The sequence below is a fragment of the Labilibacter marinus genome, assembly GCF_001659685.2.
Classification (GTDB): domain Bacteria; phylum Bacteroidota; class Bacteroidia; order Bacteroidales; family Marinilabiliaceae; genus Saccharicrinis; species Saccharicrinis marinus.
Map to the genome: position 1 here is coordinate 172,303 of NZ_LXYE02000019.1, position 23,267 is coordinate 195,569.

Sequence of the window (23,267 nt, forward strand, 5' to 3'; positions counted from 1 at the left end):
GCTAGTTGTTTAGGTATGTTTCTACAGTATCTTTTGCATCATTCGCATCACTACTGGCCGCACGACTTCCTTTAAAACGGATAAATCCTTCTTTATCCACCACAATTAAACGATCGTACGTTGTACTAAAAGAACTTGCCGCACTTGAAGCATTTAAAAGTAAATCAAAATCTACGCCTGTTGAATTTTTAAAACCTTGTACCGCAGACTTTGTACCATCCCATTGGTCTAAACCAAGAACTACCACCTTATCATTTGAACTATATGCATTGGCTAACTTTGACTGCACACTTGGAGCAGACGCTTTACAAGCCGGGCATGAGTTACCAAAAAAGAATAGCACCACCACTTTACCTTTTAAAGCAGACAGAGAAACTGTTTCTCCAGTTAGATTTTGCAGACTAAAATCAGGGGCAGCTGTAGCAGTTGTTCCACCACCAGTATCACCGCCAGAAGTATCACCTCCACCCATGCCATCACCTCCAGTTGTAGGATTTGAAGTTTTTTCAGGCTTAGGGTCATCTCCCGAATCACATGATACTATTGTAACTGCTAATACGAGTATAAGTGCTAAATAAATTGATTTAATTGCTTTCATTGTTGTATGTTTTTAAGATTTGTACACAATGAGTCGGAGCTATTTATATTTCCTTACAAAAAACACCATCTTTTTTATATTGATTCTAAATAAGCAACCTTAACACCAAACATACAAGCATAAAAAAGCCGGAATGTATAAACATTCCGGCTTAATCTAATACTCTCGAATAGCCTAAGCTATTCTAATTTCTTCATTAAAATTACTATATTATAGTACTCTAACGTTTACTGCGTTCATTCCTTTACGACCTTCTTTAAGTTCGAATTCAACTGCATCGTCTTCACGAATTTCGTCGATTAAACCTGATACGTGTACGAAATACTCTTGGTTTGTTTCGTCCTCTTTAATGAATCCAAATCCTTTAGATTCATTGAAAAATTTTACTGTTCCTTTATTCATTACTGTATTTAAAAAAAATATATGTGCCAAAGGTAAAGGAAATTCTAACAATCCCAACTTTTGTATCTATTTATTTCGCAAATAATTAAAAATATTTCACGCCAATAAGCACACGAATACTGATTATAAGCATCTAACCCTTTTTCTTTCTGAAAAATTGAATTCCACCAAAACCTGATATAATAGAAATATAGAATCCAAAATCGTACCACCATCCCGTATTAAATGGCTCGTATATGGTAATGGACTTATTGAATAAACCCAGTATTAAAGAAAAGGGTGCTATCCATCCGTGCCAAACACCAGTAAAAAAACCAGCAGGCTTTAAAGGGTGATAATTACCTCCACCTGGCAAGCAAGAAGTCAAGGTGAATACAAACAATACTAAAACAAAACCTAAAACTATTTTCTTATAATTCTTCATACTTTTATATTTTAACCAATATATTTACCGTATAATTTTAAAACTTATTTGCGATGAAATTGAAATCATTACTCCTCATAGCTATCGTTGCACTAATATCAGCACCTTCATTTGCCAACAAAAATAAAGTGATAGGGATATGGCTTACACAAGATAAGGATTCTAAAATTGAAATTACTCAAGACGAATCAGGTAAATTTATTGGAAAAGTAATCTGGCTAGAAAATCCAACCGAAAATGGAAAACCTCAGCTTGATGATGAAAACCCTGAGGAAAAACTCCAATCACGCCCTATTTTAGGATTAACCTTACTGGAAGGTTTTAAATATGACGCGGATGATGAAGAGTGGGATTCGGGTACTATCTACGATCCTAAGACAGGCAATACTTACAAATGCTACATGTGGTTTGATAAAGATGAAAACACACTTAATGTAAAGGGGTATATTGGTGTTTCGATCATTGGCCGAAAAGTTTCTTGGACCCGTGTAAAATAACTGACTCAGCAATCGATGGAAATATGCATTCTTGTTGATAATTTAAAAAACGATAAAGCTTATCGTAGCGAGCATGGCCTGTCCATCTTGATTGAATTTAATGGAACCCACATTCTTTTTGACACTGGAAAGACAGATGCTTTTATTCAAAATGCAAAAGTATTGGGCAAAGACCTTACTCAAGTTGATTATGTTGTGTTAAGTCACTCGCATTACGACCATACGGGTGGATTAGAAGCTTTTTTAGAGCTGAATAAAACAGCCAAAATTATTCTTAAAAAAGAGGTTTTGGATGAACGATGGAGCATCTCGCAAGGGCATAATCGTAAAATAGGATTTCCACTAAGAAAACGCTTCCAGCAATTAAGCAATAGATACAAGTTCATTGAAACTACCGAAGAAATTGCACCAGGTCTTTTCATCTTCCCTCAAATAAAAAAACATTTAACACACAGTTTTACAGACTCCTACTTATACGTTCAACAAGATAAACAACTTGTTTTAGATTCTTTTGAAGATGAGCTTTTTATGGCTATTGAACTGGATAAAAAACTGATTGTTTTTACGGGATGCGCACACAATGGCGTAGAAAACATGCTTAAAACAGCGGTTGATTATATGCAGATAAAGGAGATTGAATTTGTTGTAGGAGGAACACATTTAAACAGAGGTTCGCAACAACAACTGGAGAATACCATTTCTGAACTGAAAAAGTTTAATATTAAGAGAGCAGCTTTTAATCATTGTTCGGGTATCCAGAATATTCCTTTAATGAATAAGAAATTACAAGGAAGTATTGAATATGGTTATGGAGGTAACTGTTATAAACTATAAGGCACTAACTATAGCGGCCTAATATATACCATCGTATTTTCCTCTATCCTATCAACCCCAATGGGCACCTCCATTAAACAATCGGCATAAGCCAAGGCTCCAATATTTGCAGAACCATTAAATTTTAAAGGCTTTATTTCATTACTGTCTAATATTTGCGCTGGAACAAACATATGTCTGACGCTCTTTTTGCGTTTAAACGATGTGGATATAGGTAACTGAAAACGCAATGGTTTATAAACAGAGCCTTGTAGAGCAAACAAGAATGGCTTTACATACAACTCAAATTGGATAAAAGAAGCTACTGGGTTACCAGACAAGCCAAAAATATATTTGCCATTACAATGAGCAAACACCATAGGCTTTCCAGGTTGTATTGCTGTTTTATCAATAGGTATAGTAAAGCCTAGATCATTTAGGATATCTGGCACCAAATCAAACTCTCCCACAGAAACACCTCCACTCATCACTAATACATTTGACTGCAGTAAGCTTTCCTTAATCATAGTTTTTAATGAATCCTCATCATCTTCAATAATACCTTGATAATTATGCGGAATACCTAATTCGTTTAATTGAGCTATGATTTGAGAGGCATTACTATTTCTAATTTGATGTGATTGGGGTGTTTCTTTCGGCTCAACAAGTTCTGTGCCCGTGGTTATAATATTTATTTTTGGTTGTATAAAAACCTTTACTTGGTCATATCCTGCACCAGCTAAAAGAGGCAAATGCCTTGCTTGTAGTTTTGTATTTTGAGCCACCACAACATCCCCTTTCTTGATGTCTTCACCCAAATAACAGACATTTTCCTTTGAATCTTTATTCTGACAAACAACCTTACCATCCGATTTTATCAGTGCATCCTCTTGCATAAAAACCATATCGGCTCCCAAAGGTATGGGCGCTCCAGTCATAATTTTAACGCATTGTTTCTGTTTTAGCGAAGGTACTTCGTTTTTACCGGCATAGATGGTATCTACCAAAGTAAGTTCTTCATATAAATCGGCTTTTGCACAAGCATAGCCATCCATGGCAGACTTATTAAAGGGTGGCATATTAATATCATAAACCACATCCTCTGCCAATACCCTAGATAAAGCTTCATTTAATTGAACCCACTCGGTACCTAATGGTTGCGCACATACTACAATCTGCTTAATAGCCTCTTGAAATCCAATCATTTTTTTAAATGGTTCATTAATTCTTGTCATCGGTCATTAGGCTGATTTATCTTGCACACAATACTCTGCTCTTAAATACAGAAACTAACCTTCGAGATAATAACCCATTTTACTTAGCTCCGCTTCTATTTTTGGAATATCAGGAACACCAATCTTTTTACCTTTAACTACTAACAAACCCTCCTTTTTAAGAGCAGATATCTGTCTGGTAACTTGCTCCTGCGAAATTCCTGCAAAACCCGCAATATCTTTTCGCGACATCGTTAAATTGAAGTATCCATCTGATTGACCAAACTTTCGTTTAATAAACAACAATCCGTTTATTACTTTATCTTTAACAGTCATCTTAGCAAAACGTTTTGCATTGGCCTCACTTTTCTGAAGCTGGTCGGCATAAAACAGCATAAAATCAAACATTAACTCGGGTGTTTTATGCAACATCTCAATTAAAACATCGGTTGAAAAATGACATACTACCGAGTCTGACAAAGCACTGGCACTAATATCATAAACATAATTGGTACCAAAACCACGATGACCAACTATTTCTCCATTCCGCGAAAAGCGAATGATTTGAAAACTTTCTTCATCGGTTTGTTTATATACTTTTACACTACCTTCATAAATAAAATATAGTCCATTTACTGGCGCTCCCTCCAGAATAAACTGTTGGTCTGTTTTACATGCAAAAGCATTTTTTTTATCGATAAAGGCCTGCATACTGTCCTTATCGATATGCTTTTTTATCAAGCAATTCTCATTGATACATGATTTACATTCTGCTTTTATCACACTCCACTGTTTTTAATGATCTAAAAAGTCAAGCAAATGCTGACGATGCTTATAAAAATCTGGATCTTCAATGGTGACTTTACGGTGGCGAGGACGTGGCAAATTAATATGTGCTATATCTCCCACTTTCGCATAAGGACCTCCCGTCATCATGATAACCCTATCCGACAAAAATACAGCTTCATCCACATCATGCGTTACCATTACGGCAGTAATTTTTTCTTTAGTCCAAACATCAATCAAAACATCCTGTAGCTCAACGCGTGTCATCGAGTCCAACATTCCAAAAGGCTCATCCAACAACAGCACCTTTGGTTTTAAGGCAAAGGCTCTGGCAATTCCTACTCTTTGCTGCATACCTTGCGATAAGCTTTTGGCTTTAATATGAAACGCATCCGACAGACCAACTTTATCCAGATAATATTTACAAATATCCTCACGTTGCTTTTTGGTAGCGTGCCCAAATACTTGTTTCACCCCTAACATTACATTTTCTAAAGCCGTCATCCATGGGAATAAGCTAGGCGATTGGAACACCACGGCTCTATCAGGTCCTGCCCCTTGAATCTTATTGGCTTCCAATAAAATTTTTCCTTCGGTAATATCGTTTAAACCTGCTATCATAGTGAGGAGGGTAGATTTTCCACAACCTGAATGACCTATGATAGAGATAAATTCTTTTTCTTTTATTTGAAGCTGAAAATCTTCGAGTACCACAAACTCACCGTTACTTGTAGGATACGATTTCTTGAGGTCGGAACACTCCAGCATTATTTTTTCTTTTATTACTGATTCCATATCACAAAGTATTAGCGGTTAATGACAAAACGGTTTGGTTTAACAATAGGTTGAATATCTGGCAAAACAAATTCTTCTTCTTTGCTTGCTCCCCTATGCTCTCCAACTTCATCTAAATAAGCCAAAATGGCGTTTCGCTCTTTCTTAAAATTTGGGTCAGCATTAATAGCTATTTTATTACGAGGCCGTTCAAATCCTATTTTAAACTCCGTTCCTAAAGTAGCATTAGGCCCAGGTGTTAGAGGAATAACTCTATCCGCCAAAAGGATTCCCTCATCCACATCATTGGTAATTAACATGATGGTTTTCTTCGACTCTCGCCAAATACGTTCAATTTCAATTTGTAACGATCCTCTGGTTAAGGCATCCAATGCACTTAAAGGCTCGTCTAGTAGCAATATTTCAGGATCCATAGCTAAGGCTCTGGCTACCGATACACGCTGGCGCATACCGCCTGATAATTGGGTAGGATTTTTTTGCAAGGCTGGCGTTAAGTTTACCATGCCCACAAATTTCTCTACATGCGCTGCCAATTCTGTTTTATTGAGCTTAGGAAAAACTTGCTTCACCGCTAGTTCCACGTTACCTCTAACGCTTAACCAAGGTAATAAAGAGTAATTTTGAAATACCACACCTCTATCGGGACCTGGTCCGTTTACCTTTTTTCCCTTTAAAAGAATTTCTCCTTCATCGGGTTCTATTAATCCAGCAATTAAGCTAATGAGTGTAGTTTTTCCACTTCCTGTAAATCCTACAATGGCAATAAATTCGCCTTCTTCAATGGTCAAGTTGACATTTTTCAGTACATCAACCATAGTATCTCCGCTTCCGTATGACTTAGATACGTTGCGTAATTCTAAAAATGCAGCCATATTAAATGGTTTTAGGGTTGATATTACTTACTATCGAAACTTGCCAACTTTTGAATAAACATCATGATTCTATCTAGCATAAAACCGATGATACCAATCACAAACATGGCTACTATAATTTTTGCATTTGAATCGTTGGCTCCATTTTGGAATTCTTCCCAAACAAATGATCCTAAACCTGGACTTTGCGCTAAAAGTTCAATGGCAATTAACACCATCCACGAAACAGACAAAGTAATTCTTAAACCTGTAAATATCATTGGTATAGATGCAGGTAATATCACTTTAAAAACATTGCTAAATACCCCAAGTCGTAATACCTTTGATACATTTAAATAATCCTGATCAACCGACGAAACACCCATTGCGGTATTTACCAAGGTGGCCCACATACTACACAAGCCCACACTAATAAAAGATATTACAAAGGATTTATCAGAATCGGAATTTGCTAAAACAGTTTTCACTACCATAGAAACCAATAACAACCAAACTACTGGAGATACTGGTTTTAAAATTTGGATTATCCAGTTGATAGAAGTGCGCAAGGTTTCGCTTAAACCAAGTACAATACCCGCAGGAATGGCTAATAGTGCGGCCAATAAAAACCCTGCAAACACCGTTTTTAAACTGGTATATATCTGATCAACAAACGATGGTCGACCTGTATAAACAATGGCTTTTTGTCCAGCTTCTTTTCTTTTTTTATTGATAGCGGCCGTTTTTTCCTTAAAGGCTGATTTTTTGGCTGAGATAGATTTATGATCTTCCCAAAGTGAGATAGCTCCTTTTTTTACATCAGCAGGTGATGGAAGAGAGTTTGGTTTACAGCTTTCATCACCAGAATCAATACACTCTTGCATTTGTTTTGCTGCAGCATCTCCTTGCACTGTTCTGGTCTTTTCAATTTTTCGGTCGCGCTCAACCTTAAACAAATAATCGGCTCCTATATTACAGGCTCCTAAAAAAATAAATACCGACAGTACCGGTACAATAATTTGCCTAAATACCAATCGTATATTTTTTTCAACTTCTTTTCCTTGAATGAGCATTATTAACGGCTCAAAAAATCCGAGCCCAATCCATTTTAATGCTTTTATTACTCTTTCCATACTGTTTGCTTTTAGTTGGATTTGTTTTATGACAACATCAACTTGCGATTTAGCAGTGAGGAAAGGCTATTCTTACTTCCGGATGAGAATATGCCTTTCCCTTTTCACCAACTAAAAAACAATGTGTTTATTTTTTATAGAATTATTGATCTTTGTTCCCGATAGAGAATTTAGTTAAATAAGAATTAGGGCTTTTACCATCGAATTCTGTTCCATCAATAAAGTCTGTAGTTACCGGTTTATATCCATCTGTTGCAGGAATATCAGTAGCTGGAATTTTTCCTTCTGCAACCAATAGCTCTGCCGCTTTTGTCCAAATATCTGGACGATATACTTTTTTAGCCGTTTCCTGATACCACTCATCTGATTTTGGTTCCGAAATTTGTCCCCAACGACGCATTTGTGTTAAGAACCAAACCGCATCAGAATAGAATGGGTATGTTGCATTGTATTTATAAAACACGTTAAAATCAGGTAACGAGCGTTTGTCTCCTTTTTCAAATTCAAAAGTTCCTGTCATTGAGTTGGCAATTACAATTGAATCAGCACCTACATAATCTGACATAGAAAGAATACCTACTGCTTTCCCTCTGTTTGCAGCTTCATCTAACCATTTACCAGCTCTAATTAATGCTTTTGTTACTGCAATAGCGGTGTTTGGATTTTCAGCAATAAACTTGTCGGTCATTACAAATACCTTCTCTGGGTTGTTTTTCCAGATTTCGTAGTTAGTTACTACAGGCACACCAATTTGCTTAAATACAGCTTGCTGGTTCCAAGGTTCACCCACGCAATAACCATAAATAGTACCTGCCTCTAAAGTAGCTGGCATTTGTGGCGGAGGTGTTACTGACAATAATACATCTGCATCAACCTGACCTTGAATATTACCTTCGGTATACATTCCTGGATGAATTCCAGCTGCAGCTAACCAATATCTAATTTCGTAGTTATGCGTAGATACTGGAAAAACCATTCCCATTTTAAATGGACTACCATTGTTTTTATATTCCTCAACAACAGGCTTTAAAGCATCTGCCGAAATAGGATGAATTGGCTTACCTTCTGCATCTGCTGGAATATGCTTTTTCATCTTATCCCAAATAGCATTAGAAACCGTAATGGCATTACCATTTAAGTCCATTGAAAACGGCGTTACCAAATTAGCCTGACGACCAAATCCTGCTGCTGCTGCAATAGGCTGACCCGCTAACATATGCGAACCATCAAGCTCGCCATCAATAACTCTATCTAAAACATTTTTCCAGTTACTTTGCGCTTCAATAGTTACAAATAAACCTTCGTCCTCAAAATAACCTAGCTCTTTAGCTATAGCTAATGGAGCCATATCTGTCAACTTAATAAATCCAAAAGTTAACTGAGGTTTTTCAATTAACAAACCTGTATCTGCACTTGCATCCGATTCGCTTGAAGATGCTTTTTTACCTGAACCTCCTCCACAAGAAGAGAATAACACGATGGCTCCAACAAAAAGAGCTGCTATATGAAATATGCTTATTTTTTTCATCTCATTATATTTTTAAATGTAAGGATGAGACTACATCCTTACAGATTAGAATTTGTTGCTTTTATAAAAACTTAGGACTAAAGGCTAACATCACCCAGCCCCACGATTGCATACCTTGAATTTCTTGGTTAGGATTACCAAATTTCAATTGCTTCATGGTATCCGTAATTCCGAACATTTGTGAGTATCCTGCTTTTAGCACTAACTCAGGCGCCAACTTTTGTACATATACTAAGTCAATCTCAGTACCTAGATTTCCTTTATAACTTTCTCCGCTGTCTGCATTAATTCTTTCTTCAGCAGACATAAACTGATGCAAGTGCGCTAACAAGGAAGATTTTTCGCCCAGTTTAAAACTTGTTTTTAGGTAGATATCTACTAAACCTGCACTGGCTGCATTTCCGCCACCATGACCGTTACCAACGTAGAAATAATCCATAAAACCGTAAAACTTATGGTTGGTACCATATTTTGGAGCCCATCCTTCAACTTTATCACCAGTAGATTGGTCATCTCCACTTAAGTAATCAAATCCTAACAATGGTTTTCCTTTAACTCCTGTAGCTTGTACAAAGGCATTAATCATATAACCCGACAGGTCTGTTTTAACAATATCGCCTGCATCACTTTCTGTTTTATTGGCCGTACCTCCAGTATAAAAGAACTGACCTCCAAATTTCATTTTACCAGAAGTGAAAGTAGGAGAAACGCCCAAGGTAAGGTTGCTGTATGTTTCGTTAGCAACAGTAGCCGCATTGTAAATATCATTTTCTAACATGATACCAATATTACCGCTACCAAAACTCTTTTTGTAATACACCATTTGCTGGCTCTTAGGTAAAGCTAAGTTGAAGATTCGTGGATTTGCGCCTCCACCCGTCATAATATTATACTCATTACCTACTAGTTTTGCCGGTTCTGGCGCTCCATCACCAAATCCTGGTTGATTCCAGCTTACCATTACGTCAAACTGTGTATCATCCGACTTATACATATAACGAACGGCATCTAAAGCTCGTCCTTGCATGGCCCAGTCTAAACTCCCGAAGAAACGATGATCGTCATAAATTACCTCTTGACGACCTACACGAAAAGTACTTTTTTCAGAAGCATAAAAATCTCCATAAGCCTCGTACGCACTTAAAAGATTATCTGATTTATTAATTTGCCCTGTTTCACCCCAAATTCTAACATCCTGAACCGAAACTTTAAATCCTACTTTTTCCTTTTTGTAACTAGCCGTTAAACGAGCCCTGTGTTCGATAAATGCCCCTGGCTCTTGTCCATCTAATATAGGTTTTTTAAATCCGTTACGTACCTCACCTCTGGCTCGATATTGACCTGTAAAAGAAACTTGAGCTTCCATTACTCCTAAGCAACAAATTGCAAACATTAATGTGAATAATTTTTTCATTTTGAGTTTAAGTTTTAAACCCATCAAAAAACAACTTCAATCATCTTAACCTGAATTTATTTTTTGATGTGTTTGAATTAGAAAAAATAACTTCCTTTTTTATTTACAGCATTTAAGAGCTTTATATCTCTTTTGTGTTTAAATAAAAAAGGAATAACCCTTTTAAATCAATTTACCATTACGCCGTTGCTCAATGGATTTTTTTAATCACTTACCTACTTACTTACTTTTAAGAAATGATTCTGATGTAAAACTAAGGATAGTGAAACGGGTATTTTATGTCATTAACATGTTTTCAAAAGTCTTTTTGTCATCTTTTAACCACGTTTTAGTGCATAAAAAAACCTGCGCATGCGCAGGTTTAATATTATATATGGTTAATTTAGTAGCGTTTAGCTTAACTTTGAATAAAGTAGTGATGCTCGTCAATTTCCCTTCCCAGTAAATCAACATCCGGAATTCCAATCTTTTTCCCGAAGCTTTCTGTTAGTTTTTCCTTTTTTAAGGCTGATAAAACACGTATTACTTGCTCCTCTGTTGTTCCTGCAAAATCGGCAATATCCCGCCTGCTCAATTGAATATTTAAAACCCCGTTCGTTTGTCCAAACTTCCTATTAATATATAATAAGGCATCAATTACTTTTTCACGAACCGTCATATGAGCAAACATACGCACCTTTGTTTCGCTTCTATTTAGCTCCTCAGCATAAAATACCATAAAGTCATACGCCATTGTTGGCAAAGACTTCAGCATACTTCGCATGGCATCCAAAGTAAAATGACACATAATAGTATCCTCCAAGGCCACAGCACCTACAGGATAAATCTGTCTGGAACTGAAACCACGTTGACCTAACATTTCGCCATTTACAGCAAAGCGCAAAATTTGCTCCCTTCCATTTATACCCGTACTAAATACCTTAACCTGACCCGTATGAACAAAGTACATTCCATGTATAGGCGACCCTTCAATAACAATGCTCTGGCCCTTTCTACACTTCATGGTATCTTTATTTTGTATATAAGATTCGATACCAGGCTCTGAGATGTGTTTTTTAATCAAACAACTCGTATTTACACAACTAATACAGTCCGTACTTTTAGGATACATTTACTTTTATTTTAATTAACTAGAACTTACCAAGGGGTTGAGGCCGAAAAATTACAATTATTTTATCACATAGATGAAGTAATTGCTACACAATCTTAATTTTTTTATTTTTTTAAGACTATAGATAAACACATGATATACTTAATCGTTCATTCTTTCGTAGATAAAACTACATGAATTACCATTAAACCTTTTTACACATTAAGTGTACTACATTAAGTTCTTGCAGATATGAGAACGAAGGATGAATTATGGAGAAGCGTAGATTTAAGAAACTAAGAATAAGTCTAACAGACACTTGCAATATGGCATGTACCTATTGCGTACCCGAAGACGATGCAGATGGAATTCGTTCCCAACTAAAACCAAGCCTTACAGCAGGCGATATGGTTAAGATAATTAAAGCACTCCATCAAGAATTAAAGCTTGAAAAAATTAGGATCACTGGTGGAGAACCTTTAATGTACCCAAACATCGTTCATCTAATTAAAGAGATTAAATTATTAGGTATTAACGATATTGCTCTAACAACAAACGCTTATTATCTCGAAAACCTTGCTTCCAGATTAAAACAAGCTGGTGTAAAATCCATTAATATCTCCATTGATGCCTTAGATAAGGAGATATTTAAAAAGATGACACGTAAAGATATGTTAGCGCAGACCCTAAAGGGAATTTACGCCGCTATTCATGAAGGATTTCCTATAAAAATTAATGCTGTTATTTTAAAACACGTCAACAGTAGCCAAATCATTCCTTTAATCAAATTTGGTATTCAACATCAAATACCTGTTCGCTTTCTAGAATTAATGAAGATGGGATATTTACATCATAACTATCAGGATTATTCTTTTTCGCAAGCTGAAATTTTGGAAGAAGTAAACCAAGAATTTAGCACCCATAGAAAACTAAGGAAAATCTCGGCAACTGCTAACTATTGGGAGATTGATAAGACTAACTATAAATTTGGAATAATAGCCAACGAAACAGAACCCTTTTGCTCCGACTGTGATAGGTTGAGGTTAGATAGTTATGGAAAACTCTATGGCTGTATCAGTGCTATTAAGGGCATATCTGTATTACAAAAAATAAAAAACAAAGAAAATATTGAGCCAGAATTAAGTTTGGCTCTGAAACAAAAACAGCCCATCCGTTTTATAGGAAATGAGATGAGCATGAGACATATTGGAGGATAGATGGATGATTAAAATAAACTTTTTCGCAGGCTTAAAAAGAACCTTCCCTAAAAGTATAGAATGGGAAGTGAACGAAAATACCAGTGTAAATTCACTTATTGAAGAATTAAAAAGCAACTTCCCAGACGCAGAAGAATTACTAACTAGGTCGAGAGCTGCCATTAATGAAGAATTTGTAGAAATGGCAACCCTACTAAAGGATGGTACAGAGGTTTTTATTATTCCACCATCGAGTGGAGGCTGATTATAGCTGTATATTATTAGTTGTTAGTTTAATTTATTCCATTGAAGAAAACGAAATGCATATTACTGAAGAAAATATTGACGTAATCGAGTATTATAACAAAGCCAAGGATCCAAGATCAGGCGCAATCGTCATGTTTAGTGGTGATGTTCGCGATTTAAATAAAGGTCAGGAAGTATTATATATAGATTACGAAGCATATATACCTCTGGCAGAAAAAACAATTGCCAAAATACTTGCTGAAGCAAATGAAAAATGGGACTTACAAGCCTCCGAATGTGTTCATAGAGTAGGAAAAGTGGGCATTTGCAAAACTGCCGTTGTGGTAATAACCTCCTCTGCACACAGAAAAGAGGCTTATGCTGCCAACCGATATATTATAGATAGAGTAAAACAAGAAGCGCCAATTTGGAAGCATGAGTTTTTTGCTGATGGAACAAGCGAATGGGGAACCAATTGCGATTGTGCCGAACCTCATCATCATGATTAAAGTAATGATTCCAGAGGTAAGTCCATGTTTAAAATAGCTGTTTGATTAAAATCAACATCCAGTTGTAAATCAAAATCGGCATATGGTTTATAGCGCAGGTTTTTAGTAACAGCATTACCTGACACAAATAAAAACAGAGCTGGCTTAAAAAACTCTCTTAATCCGCCAGATTCACATATGACAATAGCATCTGAAGGTATTTGACCATAAAGTGCTTTAAACTTTTCGAATAAACGCTCCTGGCTGGTAGATTGCATATAGTAACTCTCTTTTGTACCAGCCTTTAATAATAGAGCACTATCTTTAGTAGTATTCCTTAACTCCTTAACAACAGCATAATCTAGGCCTCTATCGATCACTAGTTCTTCCTTATCTAAATCGTGCAAGTGAGATGATGTTTTAATGGCATAAACTTCCTTTCCTTTTTGAGTGTAATATTTAACAATCAGCTCAGAAAGCGTAGTCTTCCCAACATGCCTACCCGAACCACAAACCATAACTACATTTCCGTAATCTATCATGCCCTTAAATTATTTTAAATCCTCTATCGTATTGATATTTTGAAATGCCTTTGTTTCCTCAAACTTTACAAACTTTACATTTACCTTATCTAGAATATTCATTAAGGCGTAACTTCCAGCCTCAATCTCTTCTTTCATAAAACCAATAATTCGCTTATCATATACTCCTATTAAAGGATGCACCTTACCATTCGCATCTACTGCAACAACAGCCTCAAAATCATCTTTAAATGAAATTAGTTTTTCAAGAATATCAGCCCTCATATGCGGTGTATCGCAGGGCAAAACAAGATTATGCAGCGTTGTGCTTTGAAATAATCCTGCATATAATCCTGCAATAGGTCCGGCGCCAATCATATCTTTTACTAGCCAATCGCCAAACTCCGCATGACCAGCATTACTACTAGCCACCAACACAGGATTACAAAACAGACGTATTAGGTCTGCACTATAGGTGGCCATCTTTTTACCTTTATAAAGCATCAAAGCTTTATCTTTTTGCATTCTTATACTCTTACCCCCTGCAATTAATACTCCTGTTATGTTTTTCATAGCTATTTTAACTTTTACACCCTGCAATAATAACACATTACGACTTCAAAAATATATATTTTTAAATAAAAGAGTTATTTATCTTTTATTGTTCGATAAAAATGCTTTATATTTGTTCCCACTTACAAATACTTACTTTTGAGTTGATTCTGCTAATAGTTTGAAATCAAAAGTCATCTCGGTTCTCTTAATAAGAATACTGCATGACTTTTAAAATCAACAAAACATGCAGAAATATCAGTCAACTTGTTCATATTGCGGTGTTGGTTGTGGCGTTTCCATAGTTAAGGATAATCAAAACAACATTCAAGTCTCGGGCAATAAATTATATCCGGTAAATAAGGGTATGTTATGCTCCAAAGGTTTGGGATTAGGACATGTTGTAAACGACACTTCCGATAGACTTCTCTATCCTCTTATACGCGAGCAAAAATCCGACAAGCTTAAAAAAGCCTCTTGGAAAGATGCTTTAAATACGGTAGTAAATTCTTTTTCAAACATTATTGAAAAACATGGACCCGACGCGGTTGGATTCTATGTTTCCGGTCAATGTTTAACCGAGGAGTATTACGTAGTTAACAAACTCGCTAAGGCTTGTATACAAACCAATAATATTGATACCAACTCGCGCCTTTGCATGAGTTCGGCAGTAGTTGGTTACAAAATGGCCTTAGGTGAGGATGCTGTACCTATTTCGTATAACGATATTGAATTATCAGACTGTATTTTTATTACAGGAGCTAATCCTGCATGGTGTCATCCAATTCTATTCCGGAGAATTGAAAAGCACAAGCAAGAAAATCCTCATGTAAAAATTATAGTGGCCGATCCGCGTAAAACACAAACATGTTTTATGGCTGATATTCATCTGCAATTAAAGCCTGGTACGGATGTATTCTTGAATCATGCAATAGCAAAATTAATCATCGAAAAGGGTTATGCTGATATTGATTTTATCAAGCAATACACCGATGGATTTAAAGGGCTTAAAGAAAAACTAGACGAACTTAACATAGCTGATTTGGCAGAATCATGCGGTGTTCCTATTGAACTTATTCACGAAACAGCAGAACTTATTGGGCAATCGAAAGGGTTTATCTCGATGTGGGCTATGGGACTTAACCAGAGTAGCATTGGAGTAAACAAAAATCTTTCCTTGCTCAATCTATCTATCCTTACGGGTAAGATAGGAAAACCAGGTAATGGACCATTTTCTTTAACTGGTCAGCCCAATGCCATGGGAGGACGCGAGGTTGGAGGAATGGCCAATTTACTTCCTGCTCACCGCAATTTAGCGGATGCCAATGACCGACAAGAAGTAGCAGATTATTGGGGAGTAGATACTATTCCTGCTAAACCGGGCTTTACCGCCACTCAAATGATTGATGCTATTTTAGATGGTAAGTTAAAAGCCATTTGGATTATTTGCACTAACCCATTAACAAGTCTTCCGAATGCCAGAAGAGTTGAAAAGGCTTTAAAAATGGCTGACTTAGTGGTGGTTCAGGATATTTCTAAAAACACCACTTCTATTGAGTTTGCTGATATCGTTTTACCTGCCGCAGCTTGGCTTGAAAAAGAAGGTACCATGACTAATTCAGATCGACGAATTAGTTATTTACCCAAAGCTGTTGATGCTCCTGGCGAATGCCGTTCTGATGTAGATATTCTATTGGACTTTGCCCAAAGGATGGGTTTTAAGAATATGGATTTTGAAAATAACGAAGCTATATTCAACGAACACAAAGGGCTAACCAAAGGAACCAACATCGATATTAGTGGGCTTGACTATCGTCATTTAATTGAAAATGGTTCGGCTCAATGGCCGTTTATCGAAGGTGCCGACAAAGGTGAAGAACGTTTATTTACAGACTTCAAGTTTTATACACCTAACCAAAAGGCACAGCTATTTGCTGTTGACATGGATAACCAATCGGAAGCTTTAAGCGAAGAGGCTCCATTGATTTTAACCACTGGCCGCATTAGAGACCAATGGCATACGATGACCAAAACTGGTAAGCTTTCGAAACTCAACAAACATATTGCAGAACCATTTTTAGAGATTCACCCTAAAGATGCAGAAATCAGAGGTATTAAAGACGGAGAAACGGCAGTTGTAGAAAACATTAGAGGTACAGTTCAGGTTAAGACGGTAATTACTGAAAACATCCGCGAAGGCGTAGTATTTCTGCCAATGCATTGGGGAAAAATGTTGAATTCTGATTTTTCCAGAGCCAACAATTTAACCAGTGATGTAACAGACCCAAAATCGAAAGAACCCGATTTTAAGTTTGCCGCCGTTGAGGTTAAAAAGTTTGTAAAAGCAAAAGAACGTATAGCTATTATTGGGGCTGGAGCTGCGGCCTATCAGTTTATCTCGGAATACCGTACATCTAATAAAACGGATAGTATAGAGGTATTTTCTAAAGAGAAGCATCCATTTTACAACCGTATTTTGCTACCTGAATATTTGACCGAACACAAGTCGTGGGAAGATATTCAAAAACATAAGGCTAGCGATATAAAGGATTGGAATATCAAGTTACATACAGAATGTGAAATCGTTCAAATTAATAAGGAGAAAAAATACATTGTTGATGGTGATGGTAACGACTATGCATTCGACAAATTAATTATTTGTACAGGCTCTCGTCCAAACGTTCCTCCTCAAGTTAAGATTGATTTTGAGTCTACTTATACTATCAGAAGTAAAGAAGATGCCGACCGCCTAAAAGAGAATTTAAAAGGAAAGAACTCTGTAACCATTGTAGGTGGAGGGTTATTAGGTTTGGAGATTGCTAGTTCCTTACTCGAATTTGGCATTCAGGTAAATGTGATTCATCGCAATGCGCGATTGATGGACAAACAATTGGATGAAATTTCAAGCCAAATGTTGAGCGAAACCATAGGTGAGATGGATGTGAATCTGTACTTGAAAGATGAAATTCTTACATCAGAAACCTTGGTTAATGGGGGCATTGAAATAGAATTAAAATCGGGTAAACAGTTTAAAACTGATGCTTTGGTTTATGCCATAGGTACAAAGCCTAATATTGAAATTGCCATTGAGGCAGGCTTAAACACCAACCGAGGAGTCATTGTTAATGAGCGATTAGAAACTTCCCAGGCAAATATTTTTGCCATGGGCGAAATTGCTGAATTCCAAGGCAACTTATACGGTATTACTTCAGCCGCCGAAGAGCAAGCCTCTATTCTGGCCAAATATTTTCTGGGCGATTTAATGTCCATCTATACAGGCTCAGTGCCGATGAATATCTTAAAATTTCCAGGCATAGAACTTTGCTCAGTGGGCATGGTCATAACACCAGACAATGACGAATACGAAGAAATTACTGTACTGGATAAAAAGTACAGATACTATAAAAAATGCATCATCCACAAAGATAGGATGGTGGGCACCGTACTGATGGGTGACAGAGCTGAATTTGGCGAATACAAAGGCCTTATTCAATCTAAAACAGAACTATTTGCCAAGCGCAAAACCCTACTGCGAGGAGGAACCTCAGCAGTTGAAGTAAAAGGGAAAGTACTTTGCTCGTGCAATAATGTGGGCGAAGGAAATATCAGTGAGCTGATTGAAAAAGGCATCACAGACCTTAAACTAATCTGCGAAAAAACCAATGCGGGAACTGGCTGCGGAAGCTGCAAACCCGAAATTACCATGATGATAGAAAAAGCAAAAAACACCAACGCTTATGCTCAATCATAAGTCACTAAAAAACAAAACGTATGAGCACTAAAAAGAAATTAATTGTAGTAGGAAATGGAATGACTGGCTACAAGTTTTGCGAAAAATTTATTGAAAAAGGATTATCTAAAATATATGATATCACGGTATTTGGTGAGGAGCCTTGGGCGGCCTACGACCGTGTTCACTTAACTGATTATTATACGGGCACTTCGGTACGTGACTTAAAGATGGCGCCGCGTGAGTGGTACGAGGAAAACGGTATTGAATTACGAACCAGCTATAAGATTACAAGCGTAGATAGAGATAAGAAAATTGCTTACAATCAGCATGGTGATGAATTTACCTACGACACCTTGGTACTTTCAACAGGGTCCGATGCTTTTGTACCACCTATCCCAGGCGTAGATAAAAAAGGCGTTTTCGTTTATCGTAGAATTGAAGACTTAGATGCCATTAAAGAATATGTTACCAACGCAAAATCTGCAGCCGTTATTGGTGGCGGACTATTAGGTTTAGAAGCGGCAAAAGCTGTTATGGATGATGGGCTTAAAACCAGCGTTGTTGAATTTGCGCCAAGACTTATGCCTCGTCAGCTTGATGACGATGGTTCTAATATGTTAAAAAGCGAATTAGAGAAACTGGACTTAGATATTCTTTTGAGTAAAAACACCAAGAGTATAAATGGCAATGGAAAAGTTACGGCCATGGAATTTGCCGATGGTAGCATTTTAGAAACCGACATGGTGGTTGTTTCTGCGGGAATCCGACCTCGTGATGAGTTAGCTCGCGAATGTGGACTAACCGTTGGTGAAAGAGGTGGTATTTTAGTAGATGAAACCATGCGTACTTCCGACCCATCTATCTTTGCTATTGGCGAATGTGCTTTAGCTTTGGGGTCTATATGGGGTTTAGTGGCACCTTGCTACGACATGGCCGATGTGTGTGCCAATAACCTACTTGGAGAAGAGGCTAAGTTTGAAGGCGCAGATTTATCCACCAAACTTAAATTAATAGGTATTGAAGTGGCCAGTTTTGGAGATGCTTTTGGTGTTACAGAAGGAGCTAAACCGATTGTCTTCCATAATATCCCCAACGGTATTTATAAAAAGATTTTTATTTCGGAAGATGGCAAACATCTATTAGGAGGAATCTTGGTTGGCGATGCCGAAGATTACAACATGCTGTATCAAACCTATGCTTCAAAAATAAAACTACCTGCTAACCCAGAAGGACTAATTATCAAAAGTGATGGTGGAGGATTTGAATTAAGTGTGCTTGATTTACCTGATGAAGCTGTTATCTGTTCTTGTGAAAATGTCACCAAAAAAAGCTTGATTGAAGCTGTGGATGAGTTTGATTTTACTCAAGTGGGCCAGCTTAAAAAAGCGACTAAAGCAGGAACTGGTTGTGGAGGATGTGTTCCTATGTTAGATGATTTACTAACCGCAAAACTAGAAGCCAGTGGCAAAGTAGTCAAAAAAGTAATCTGCGAACATTTTGATTATACACGTCAGGAATTATTCGATCTTATTAAAGTAGAAGAAATAAAGACCTATCCTGAGTTACTAAAAAAACACGGAACTGGCAGTGGTTGCGAAATATGTAAACCTCTATCTGCATCCTTATTGGCCAGCATTTGGAATGAGCATATTACCAAGCATTCTAATATTCAAGACACCAACGATAAGTTTTTAGCTAACATCCAAAAAGGAGGAACTTACTCGGTTGTACCTAGGATTGCAGGTGGTGAAATTACCCCTGATAAATTGATTGTTATTGGTCAGGTGGCTAAAAAATATGATTTATATACTAAGATTACAGGTGGTCAGCGTATTGATTTATTTGGCGCCAAAGTAGAAGAACTTCCTGAAATATGGAAAGAGCTTATTGAAGCAGGGTTTGAAAGCGGTCATGCCTATGGAAAATCCCTGCGTACAGTAAAAAGTTGCGTAGGCTCAACTTGGTGCAGATACGGGCAGCAGGATTCTGTTTCCTTTGCGCTGAAAGTTGAAAATAGATATAAAGGTCTTCGTTCGCCGCATAAATTAAAAGGAGGGGTTTCTGGCTGTATTAGAGAATGTGCCGAAGCTAGAGGCAAAGACTTTGGTATTATCGCTACCGATAAAGGATACAACTTATTACTTTGCGGTAATGGTGGAGCAAATCCAAAACATGCTTTACTTTTTGCCACGGATTTAGATGAAGAAACCTGTATTAAATATTTGGATAGATTTTTAATGTTCTACATTAAAACAGCCGCTCCATTAACTAGAACTGCCAAGTGGTTAGACAATTTGGATGGTGGAATAGATTATCTGAAAGAGGTGGTTATCGAAGATTCCTTGGGCATTTGCGAGCAATTAGACAAAGACATGGAGAAACTAGTTGATACTTATGCTTGTGAATGGAAAAAGGTAGTTGAAGACCCTGAGATGATTAAAAAATTCAGACCATTTGTAAACTCAGATGCCACAGATGATTCCATCAAATTTACGCCAATGCGCGAAATGAAAAAGCCAGCCAATTGGTAATCTATAGAATTAAAGCACTTAGTATAAAGCAATAAAACATTCAGACATGACAGATACAGCAACAATAAAATGGATAGAAGTAGCCCCTCTTTCTGAATTTGAAGTAGATGGAGGAAAAGCAGTTATTATTGAAGGCAAACAAATTGCCGTATATTATTTTCAAGATAGAGACGAATGGTATGCTACAGATAACGAATGTCCGCACCAAAAACAACAAGCCTTATCCAGAGGTATGATTGGGAGCGATGGAGACGAGCCTAAGGTGGCTTGTCCTTTCCACAAAAAATCATTCTCTCTAAAATCGGGTAAATGCCTATCAGGAGAGGATTACGAGATTAACACTTATCCCGTAAAGGTAGAAGGAGATTTAGTCTATATAGGTTTAGATTAGATTACAAAAGCCCCTCAACTTTAATAAGGAGAGGGGCTTTTACTTGATGTATTTTTTAAGCTATTAACTTGCTTTTAAGCGCGCTAAGCTTTCTTTATCGATTTTATCCTTGGCGTACTCTACAGTAATCACCAATTCTTTATCATCACGTGATGGCGCTTCAAACATCATATCCATCATTATCGTTTCACAGATAGAACGCAATCCACGTGCTCCTAATTTAAACTCTACAGCCTTATCAACAATATAATCTAGCACCTCATCCGTAAAGGTTAAAGAAATATCATCTATACCAAATAGTTTTTCGTACTGCTTGATTATTGAGTTTTTTGGCTCATGTAAAATTCTTCTCAGTATGTCTCTATCTAAAGGATTTAAATAAGTCAATACTGGTAAACGACCAATAATTTCAGGAATCAGACCAAACGATTTTAAATCTTGAGGAGCAACATATTGTAACAGATTCTTCTGATCTACTCTATCCTTGGCTTTACTTGCTGCATAACCAACCACCTTAGTATTTAATCGCTGACCAATTTTGCGCTCAATACCATCAAAGGCACCACCACAAACAAAAAGAATATTTTTAGTATCTACCGGAATCATTTTTTGCTCTGGATGCTTACGCCCTCCTTGCGGTGGAACGTTTACAATAGAACCTTCTAATAACTTAAGTAGTCCTTGCTGAACACCTTCTCCAGATACATCACGTGTAATACTTGGATTATCGCCTTTACGTGCAATCTTATCAATCTCATCAATAAAAACAATCCCTTTTTCTGCAGCTTCAACATTGTAATCTGCAGCTTGTAACAAGCGAGTCAATATACTTTCAATATCCTCACCTACATATCCAGCTTCAGTTAACACGGTTGCATCAACAATGGTAAATGGCACATGTAACATACGGGCAATAGTACGCGCCAATAGCGTTTTTCCTGTACCTGTTTCACCAACCAAAATAATATTCGACTTTTCAATCTCAATATCATCAGTACTCTTACGTTGCTGTAATCTCTTATAATGATTGTAAACTGCTACCGACAAGTATTTTTTTGCCTCATCCTGACCGATGATATATTGATCAAGAAAAAGCTTAATCTCAGTTGGTTTAAGTAGGGTAATATCCTCCACATTAAATCCTCCCTTCTTTTTAAATTCTTCTTCAAGAATTCCATGAGCTTGCTCGATACAGCTGTCGCAAATATGCCCCGAAACACCAGCAATCAGCAGGTTTGTATCTTTTCTCTCTCTTCCGCAAAATGAACACTTATCCATAAATCACCCGTTGAAAATATATAAACAACAATGCAGAATACCGTATAAATACAGTATTCTGCATGTGCAATATCAGTTATTATTTTACTTTTTATCTCTTGTCAATACCTCATCAATCATACCATACTCTTTCGCCTCAGTTGCCGTCATCCAGTAATCACGATCAGAATCTTTCTCTACTTTTTTATAAGTATTTCCAGAGTGATTCGCAATAATGGTATATAACTCCTTTTTCAGTTTTTGAATTTCACGTGCTGTGATTTCAATATCCGAAGCTTGTCCTTGAGCACCACCCATTGGTTGGTGAATCATTACTCTTGAATGTTGAAGAGCAGAACGCTTTCCTGTTGTTCCAGCTGTTAATAAAACAGCTCCCATTGATGCCGCCATACCTGTACAGATAGTAGCCACATCTGAAGAGATATATTGCATGGTATCATAAATACCTAATCCTGCATATACCGAACCTCCAGGAGAGTTAAAGTAAATTGAGATATCTTTTTGTGGGTCTGCCGACTCTAAATACAATAGCTGTGCTTGAATAATATTAGCAACAGTATCGTCAATAGGCAAACCTAAAAATATAATACGATCCATCATTAAGCGAGAAAAAACATCCATTGAAGCAACGTTTAACTGACGCTCCTCAATAATAGTTGGTGAAATATACCCGCTTGTAATAGATGTATATTTATCTAATGCAAGGCTATTGACCCCCACGTGCTTAGTGGCGAACTTTTGAAAATCTTTTGGATCTATCATGATTTTTATTTTTTTACTTTTCTA

Annotated in this window: 23 protein-coding genes; 8 read left to right on the top strand and 15 right to left on the bottom strand. The window is 36.9% G+C overall.

The annotated features are described in order from the left end of the window. Position 1: 1 nt before the first annotated feature. The 3 genes from A8L32_RS08775 to A8L32_RS08785 all read right to left on the bottom strand — a co-directional run bounded on the left by A8L32_RS08775 (position 2) and on the right by A8L32_RS08785 (position 1,424). A complete protein-coding gene (locus A8L32_RS08775) occupies positions 2 to 598 on the bottom strand; it encodes a TlpA family protein disulfide reductase (RefSeq protein ID WP_075590411.1) in 597 nt (198 codons plus the stop codon). A 210-nt stretch (positions 599 to 808) separates the two neighbouring features. Next, on the bottom strand, positions 809 to 1,000 hold the full coding sequence (locus A8L32_RS08780; RefSeq protein WP_027472784.1) for a cold-shock protein: 192 nt from the start codon (positions 998 to 1,000) through the stop codon (positions 809 to 811). 133 nt (positions 1,001 to 1,133) lie between these two features. Then, the gene (locus A8L32_RS08785) at positions 1,134 to 1,424 is read right to left on the bottom strand and encodes a hypothetical protein (protein WP_075590412.1); all 291 of its coding nucleotides are present in this window, start codon (positions 1,422 to 1,424) and stop codon (positions 1,134 to 1,136) included. Positions 1,425 to 1,477: 53 nt separating this feature from the next. Here A8L32_RS08785 and A8L32_RS08790 point away from each other — a divergent pair, with 53 nt between their 5' ends. Both A8L32_RS08790 and A8L32_RS08795 read left to right on the top strand, forming a co-directional pair. After that, the gene (locus A8L32_RS08790; protein WP_075590413.1) at positions 1,478 to 1,921 is read left to right on the top strand and encodes a DUF2147 domain-containing protein; all 444 of its coding nucleotides are present in this window, start codon (positions 1,478 to 1,480) and stop codon (positions 1,919 to 1,921) included. A gap of 15 nt (positions 1,922 to 1,936) precedes the next feature. Continuing rightward, positions 1,937 to 2,755 carry an MBL fold metallo-hydrolase gene (locus A8L32_RS08795; protein ID WP_075590414.1) on the top strand — a complete coding sequence of 273 codons (819 nt, stop codon included), beginning with the start codon at positions 1,937 to 1,939 and terminating at the stop codon, positions 2,753 to 2,755. Between the two features lie 8 nt (positions 2,756 to 2,763). On the opposite strand, the gene A8L32_RS08800 is transcribed toward A8L32_RS08795, so the two are convergent. The 8 genes from A8L32_RS08800 to A8L32_RS08835 all read right to left on the bottom strand — a co-directional run bounded on the left by A8L32_RS08800 (position 2,764) and on the right by A8L32_RS08835 (position 11,458). Next, the gene (locus A8L32_RS08800; RefSeq protein WP_083631238.1) at positions 2,764 to 3,969 is read right to left on the bottom strand and encodes a molybdopterin molybdotransferase MoeA; all 1,206 of its coding nucleotides are present in this window, start codon (positions 3,967 to 3,969) and stop codon (positions 2,764 to 2,766) included. A 54-nt stretch (positions 3,970 to 4,023) separates the two neighbouring features. Further along, positions 4,024 to 4,731, bottom strand: a complete 708-nt coding sequence (locus tag A8L32_RS08805; RefSeq protein ID WP_198931746.1) for a Crp/Fnr family transcriptional regulator — start codon at positions 4,729 to 4,731, stop codon at positions 4,024 to 4,026. A 12-nt stretch (positions 4,732 to 4,743) separates the two neighbouring features. Continuing rightward, complete coding sequence (locus tag A8L32_RS08810; RefSeq protein WP_075590416.1) at positions 4,744 to 5,529, bottom strand: ABC transporter ATP-binding protein; 786 nt, start codon at positions 5,527 to 5,529, stop codon at positions 4,744 to 4,746. A gap of 11 nt (positions 5,530 to 5,540) precedes the next feature. After that, entirely contained in the window at positions 5,541 to 6,401 is an 861-nt protein-coding gene (locus tag A8L32_RS08815; RefSeq protein ID WP_075590417.1) for an ABC transporter ATP-binding protein, read from the bottom strand. 23 nt (positions 6,402 to 6,424) lie between these two features. Next, on the bottom strand, positions 6,425 to 7,513 hold the full coding sequence (locus A8L32_RS08820) for an ABC transporter permease (protein ID WP_075590418.1): 1,089 nt from the start codon (positions 7,511 to 7,513) through the stop codon (positions 6,425 to 6,427). A 142-nt stretch (positions 7,514 to 7,655) separates the two neighbouring features. Further along, on the bottom strand, positions 7,656 to 9,041 hold the full coding sequence (locus A8L32_RS08825; protein ID WP_075590419.1) for a CmpA/NrtA family ABC transporter substrate-binding protein: 1,386 nt from the start codon (positions 9,039 to 9,041) through the stop codon (positions 7,656 to 7,658). A 61-nt stretch (positions 9,042 to 9,102) separates the two neighbouring features. Then, positions 9,103 to 10,455 (bottom strand): alginate export family protein, encoded by a 1,353-nt coding sequence (locus A8L32_RS08830; RefSeq protein ID WP_158027216.1) that lies wholly within the window; start codon positions 10,453 to 10,455, stop codon positions 9,103 to 9,105. 397 nt (positions 10,456 to 10,852) lie between these two features. Then, positions 10,853 to 11,458: a Crp/Fnr family transcriptional regulator gene (locus A8L32_RS08835; RefSeq protein WP_198931747.1), complete on the bottom strand. Its 606-nt coding sequence runs from the start codon at positions 11,456 to 11,458 to the stop codon at positions 10,853 to 10,855. 359 nt (positions 11,459 to 11,817) lie between these two features. On the opposite strand from A8L32_RS08835, the gene A8L32_RS08840 reads away from it, so the two are divergent. The 3 genes from A8L32_RS08840 to A8L32_RS08850 are packed head-to-tail and all read left to right on the top strand — an operon-like array spanning position 11,818 to position 13,496. Beyond that, positions 11,818 to 12,762: a GTP 3',8-cyclase MoaA gene (locus tag A8L32_RS08840; protein WP_075590421.1), complete on the top strand. Its 945-nt coding sequence runs from the start codon at positions 11,818 to 11,820 to the stop codon at positions 12,760 to 12,762. A gap of 4 nt (positions 12,763 to 12,766) precedes the next feature. After that, positions 12,767 to 13,006: a MoaD/ThiS family protein gene (locus tag A8L32_RS08845; protein WP_143525043.1), complete on the top strand. Its 240-nt coding sequence runs from the start codon at positions 12,767 to 12,769 to the stop codon at positions 13,004 to 13,006. Beyond that, positions 12,963 to 13,496 (top strand): molybdenum cofactor biosynthesis protein MoaE, encoded by a 534-nt coding sequence (locus A8L32_RS08850; RefSeq protein WP_198931748.1) that lies wholly within the window; start codon positions 12,963 to 12,965, stop codon positions 13,494 to 13,496. Before A8L32_RS08845 ends, A8L32_RS08850 begins: the two co-directional genes overlap by 44 nt. Here the strand turns inward: A8L32_RS08850 and A8L32_RS08855 are convergent. Together A8L32_RS08855 and A8L32_RS08860 are read right to left on the bottom strand one after the other, a co-directional pair. After that, positions 13,493 to 14,017, bottom strand: coding sequence for a P-loop NTPase family protein (locus A8L32_RS08855; protein ID WP_075590423.1), 525 nt, complete (start codon positions 14,015 to 14,017; stop codon positions 13,493 to 13,495). The genes A8L32_RS08850 and A8L32_RS08855 overlap by 4 nt on opposite strands. Positions 14,018 to 14,026: 9 nt before the next feature. Next, positions 14,027 to 14,569 (bottom strand): molybdenum cofactor guanylyltransferase, encoded by a 543-nt coding sequence (locus A8L32_RS08860; protein ID WP_143525044.1) that lies wholly within the window; start codon positions 14,567 to 14,569, stop codon positions 14,027 to 14,029. A 226-nt stretch (positions 14,570 to 14,795) separates the two neighbouring features. Here A8L32_RS08860 and A8L32_RS08865 point away from each other — a divergent pair, with 226 nt between their 5' ends. The 3 genes from A8L32_RS08865 to nirD are packed head-to-tail and all read left to right on the top strand — an operon-like array spanning position 14,796 to position 21,203. After that, positions 14,796 to 18,299 carry a nitrate reductase gene (locus A8L32_RS08865; protein WP_075590425.1) on the top strand — a complete coding sequence of 1,168 codons (3,504 nt, stop codon included), beginning with the start codon at positions 14,796 to 14,798 and terminating at the stop codon, positions 18,297 to 18,299. Positions 18,300 to 18,319: 20 nt separating this feature from the next. Next, a complete protein-coding gene (gene nirB / locus A8L32_RS08870; protein ID WP_075590426.1) occupies positions 18,320 to 20,812 on the top strand; it encodes a nitrite reductase large subunit NirB in 2,493 nt (830 codons plus the stop codon). Positions 20,813 to 20,858: 46 nt separating this feature from the next. Then, the gene (gene nirD, locus A8L32_RS08875) at positions 20,859 to 21,203 is read left to right on the top strand and encodes a nitrite reductase small subunit NirD (RefSeq protein ID WP_075590427.1); all 345 of its coding nucleotides are present in this window, start codon (positions 20,859 to 20,861) and stop codon (positions 21,201 to 21,203) included. Positions 21,204 to 21,266: 63 nt separating this feature from the next. On the opposite strand, the gene clpX is transcribed toward nirD, so the two are convergent. Together clpX and clpP are read right to left on the bottom strand one after the other, a co-directional pair. After that, a complete protein-coding gene (gene clpX, locus A8L32_RS08880; RefSeq protein WP_075590428.1) occupies positions 21,267 to 22,481 on the bottom strand; it encodes an ATP-dependent Clp protease ATP-binding subunit ClpX in 1,215 nt (404 codons plus the stop codon). An 84-nt stretch (positions 22,482 to 22,565) separates the two neighbouring features. Continuing rightward, on the bottom strand, positions 22,566 to 23,243 hold the full coding sequence (gene clpP, locus A8L32_RS08885; RefSeq protein ID WP_075590429.1) for an ATP-dependent Clp endopeptidase proteolytic subunit ClpP: 678 nt from the start codon (positions 23,241 to 23,243) through the stop codon (positions 22,566 to 22,568). Positions 23,244 to 23,267 lie beyond the last annotated feature (24 nt).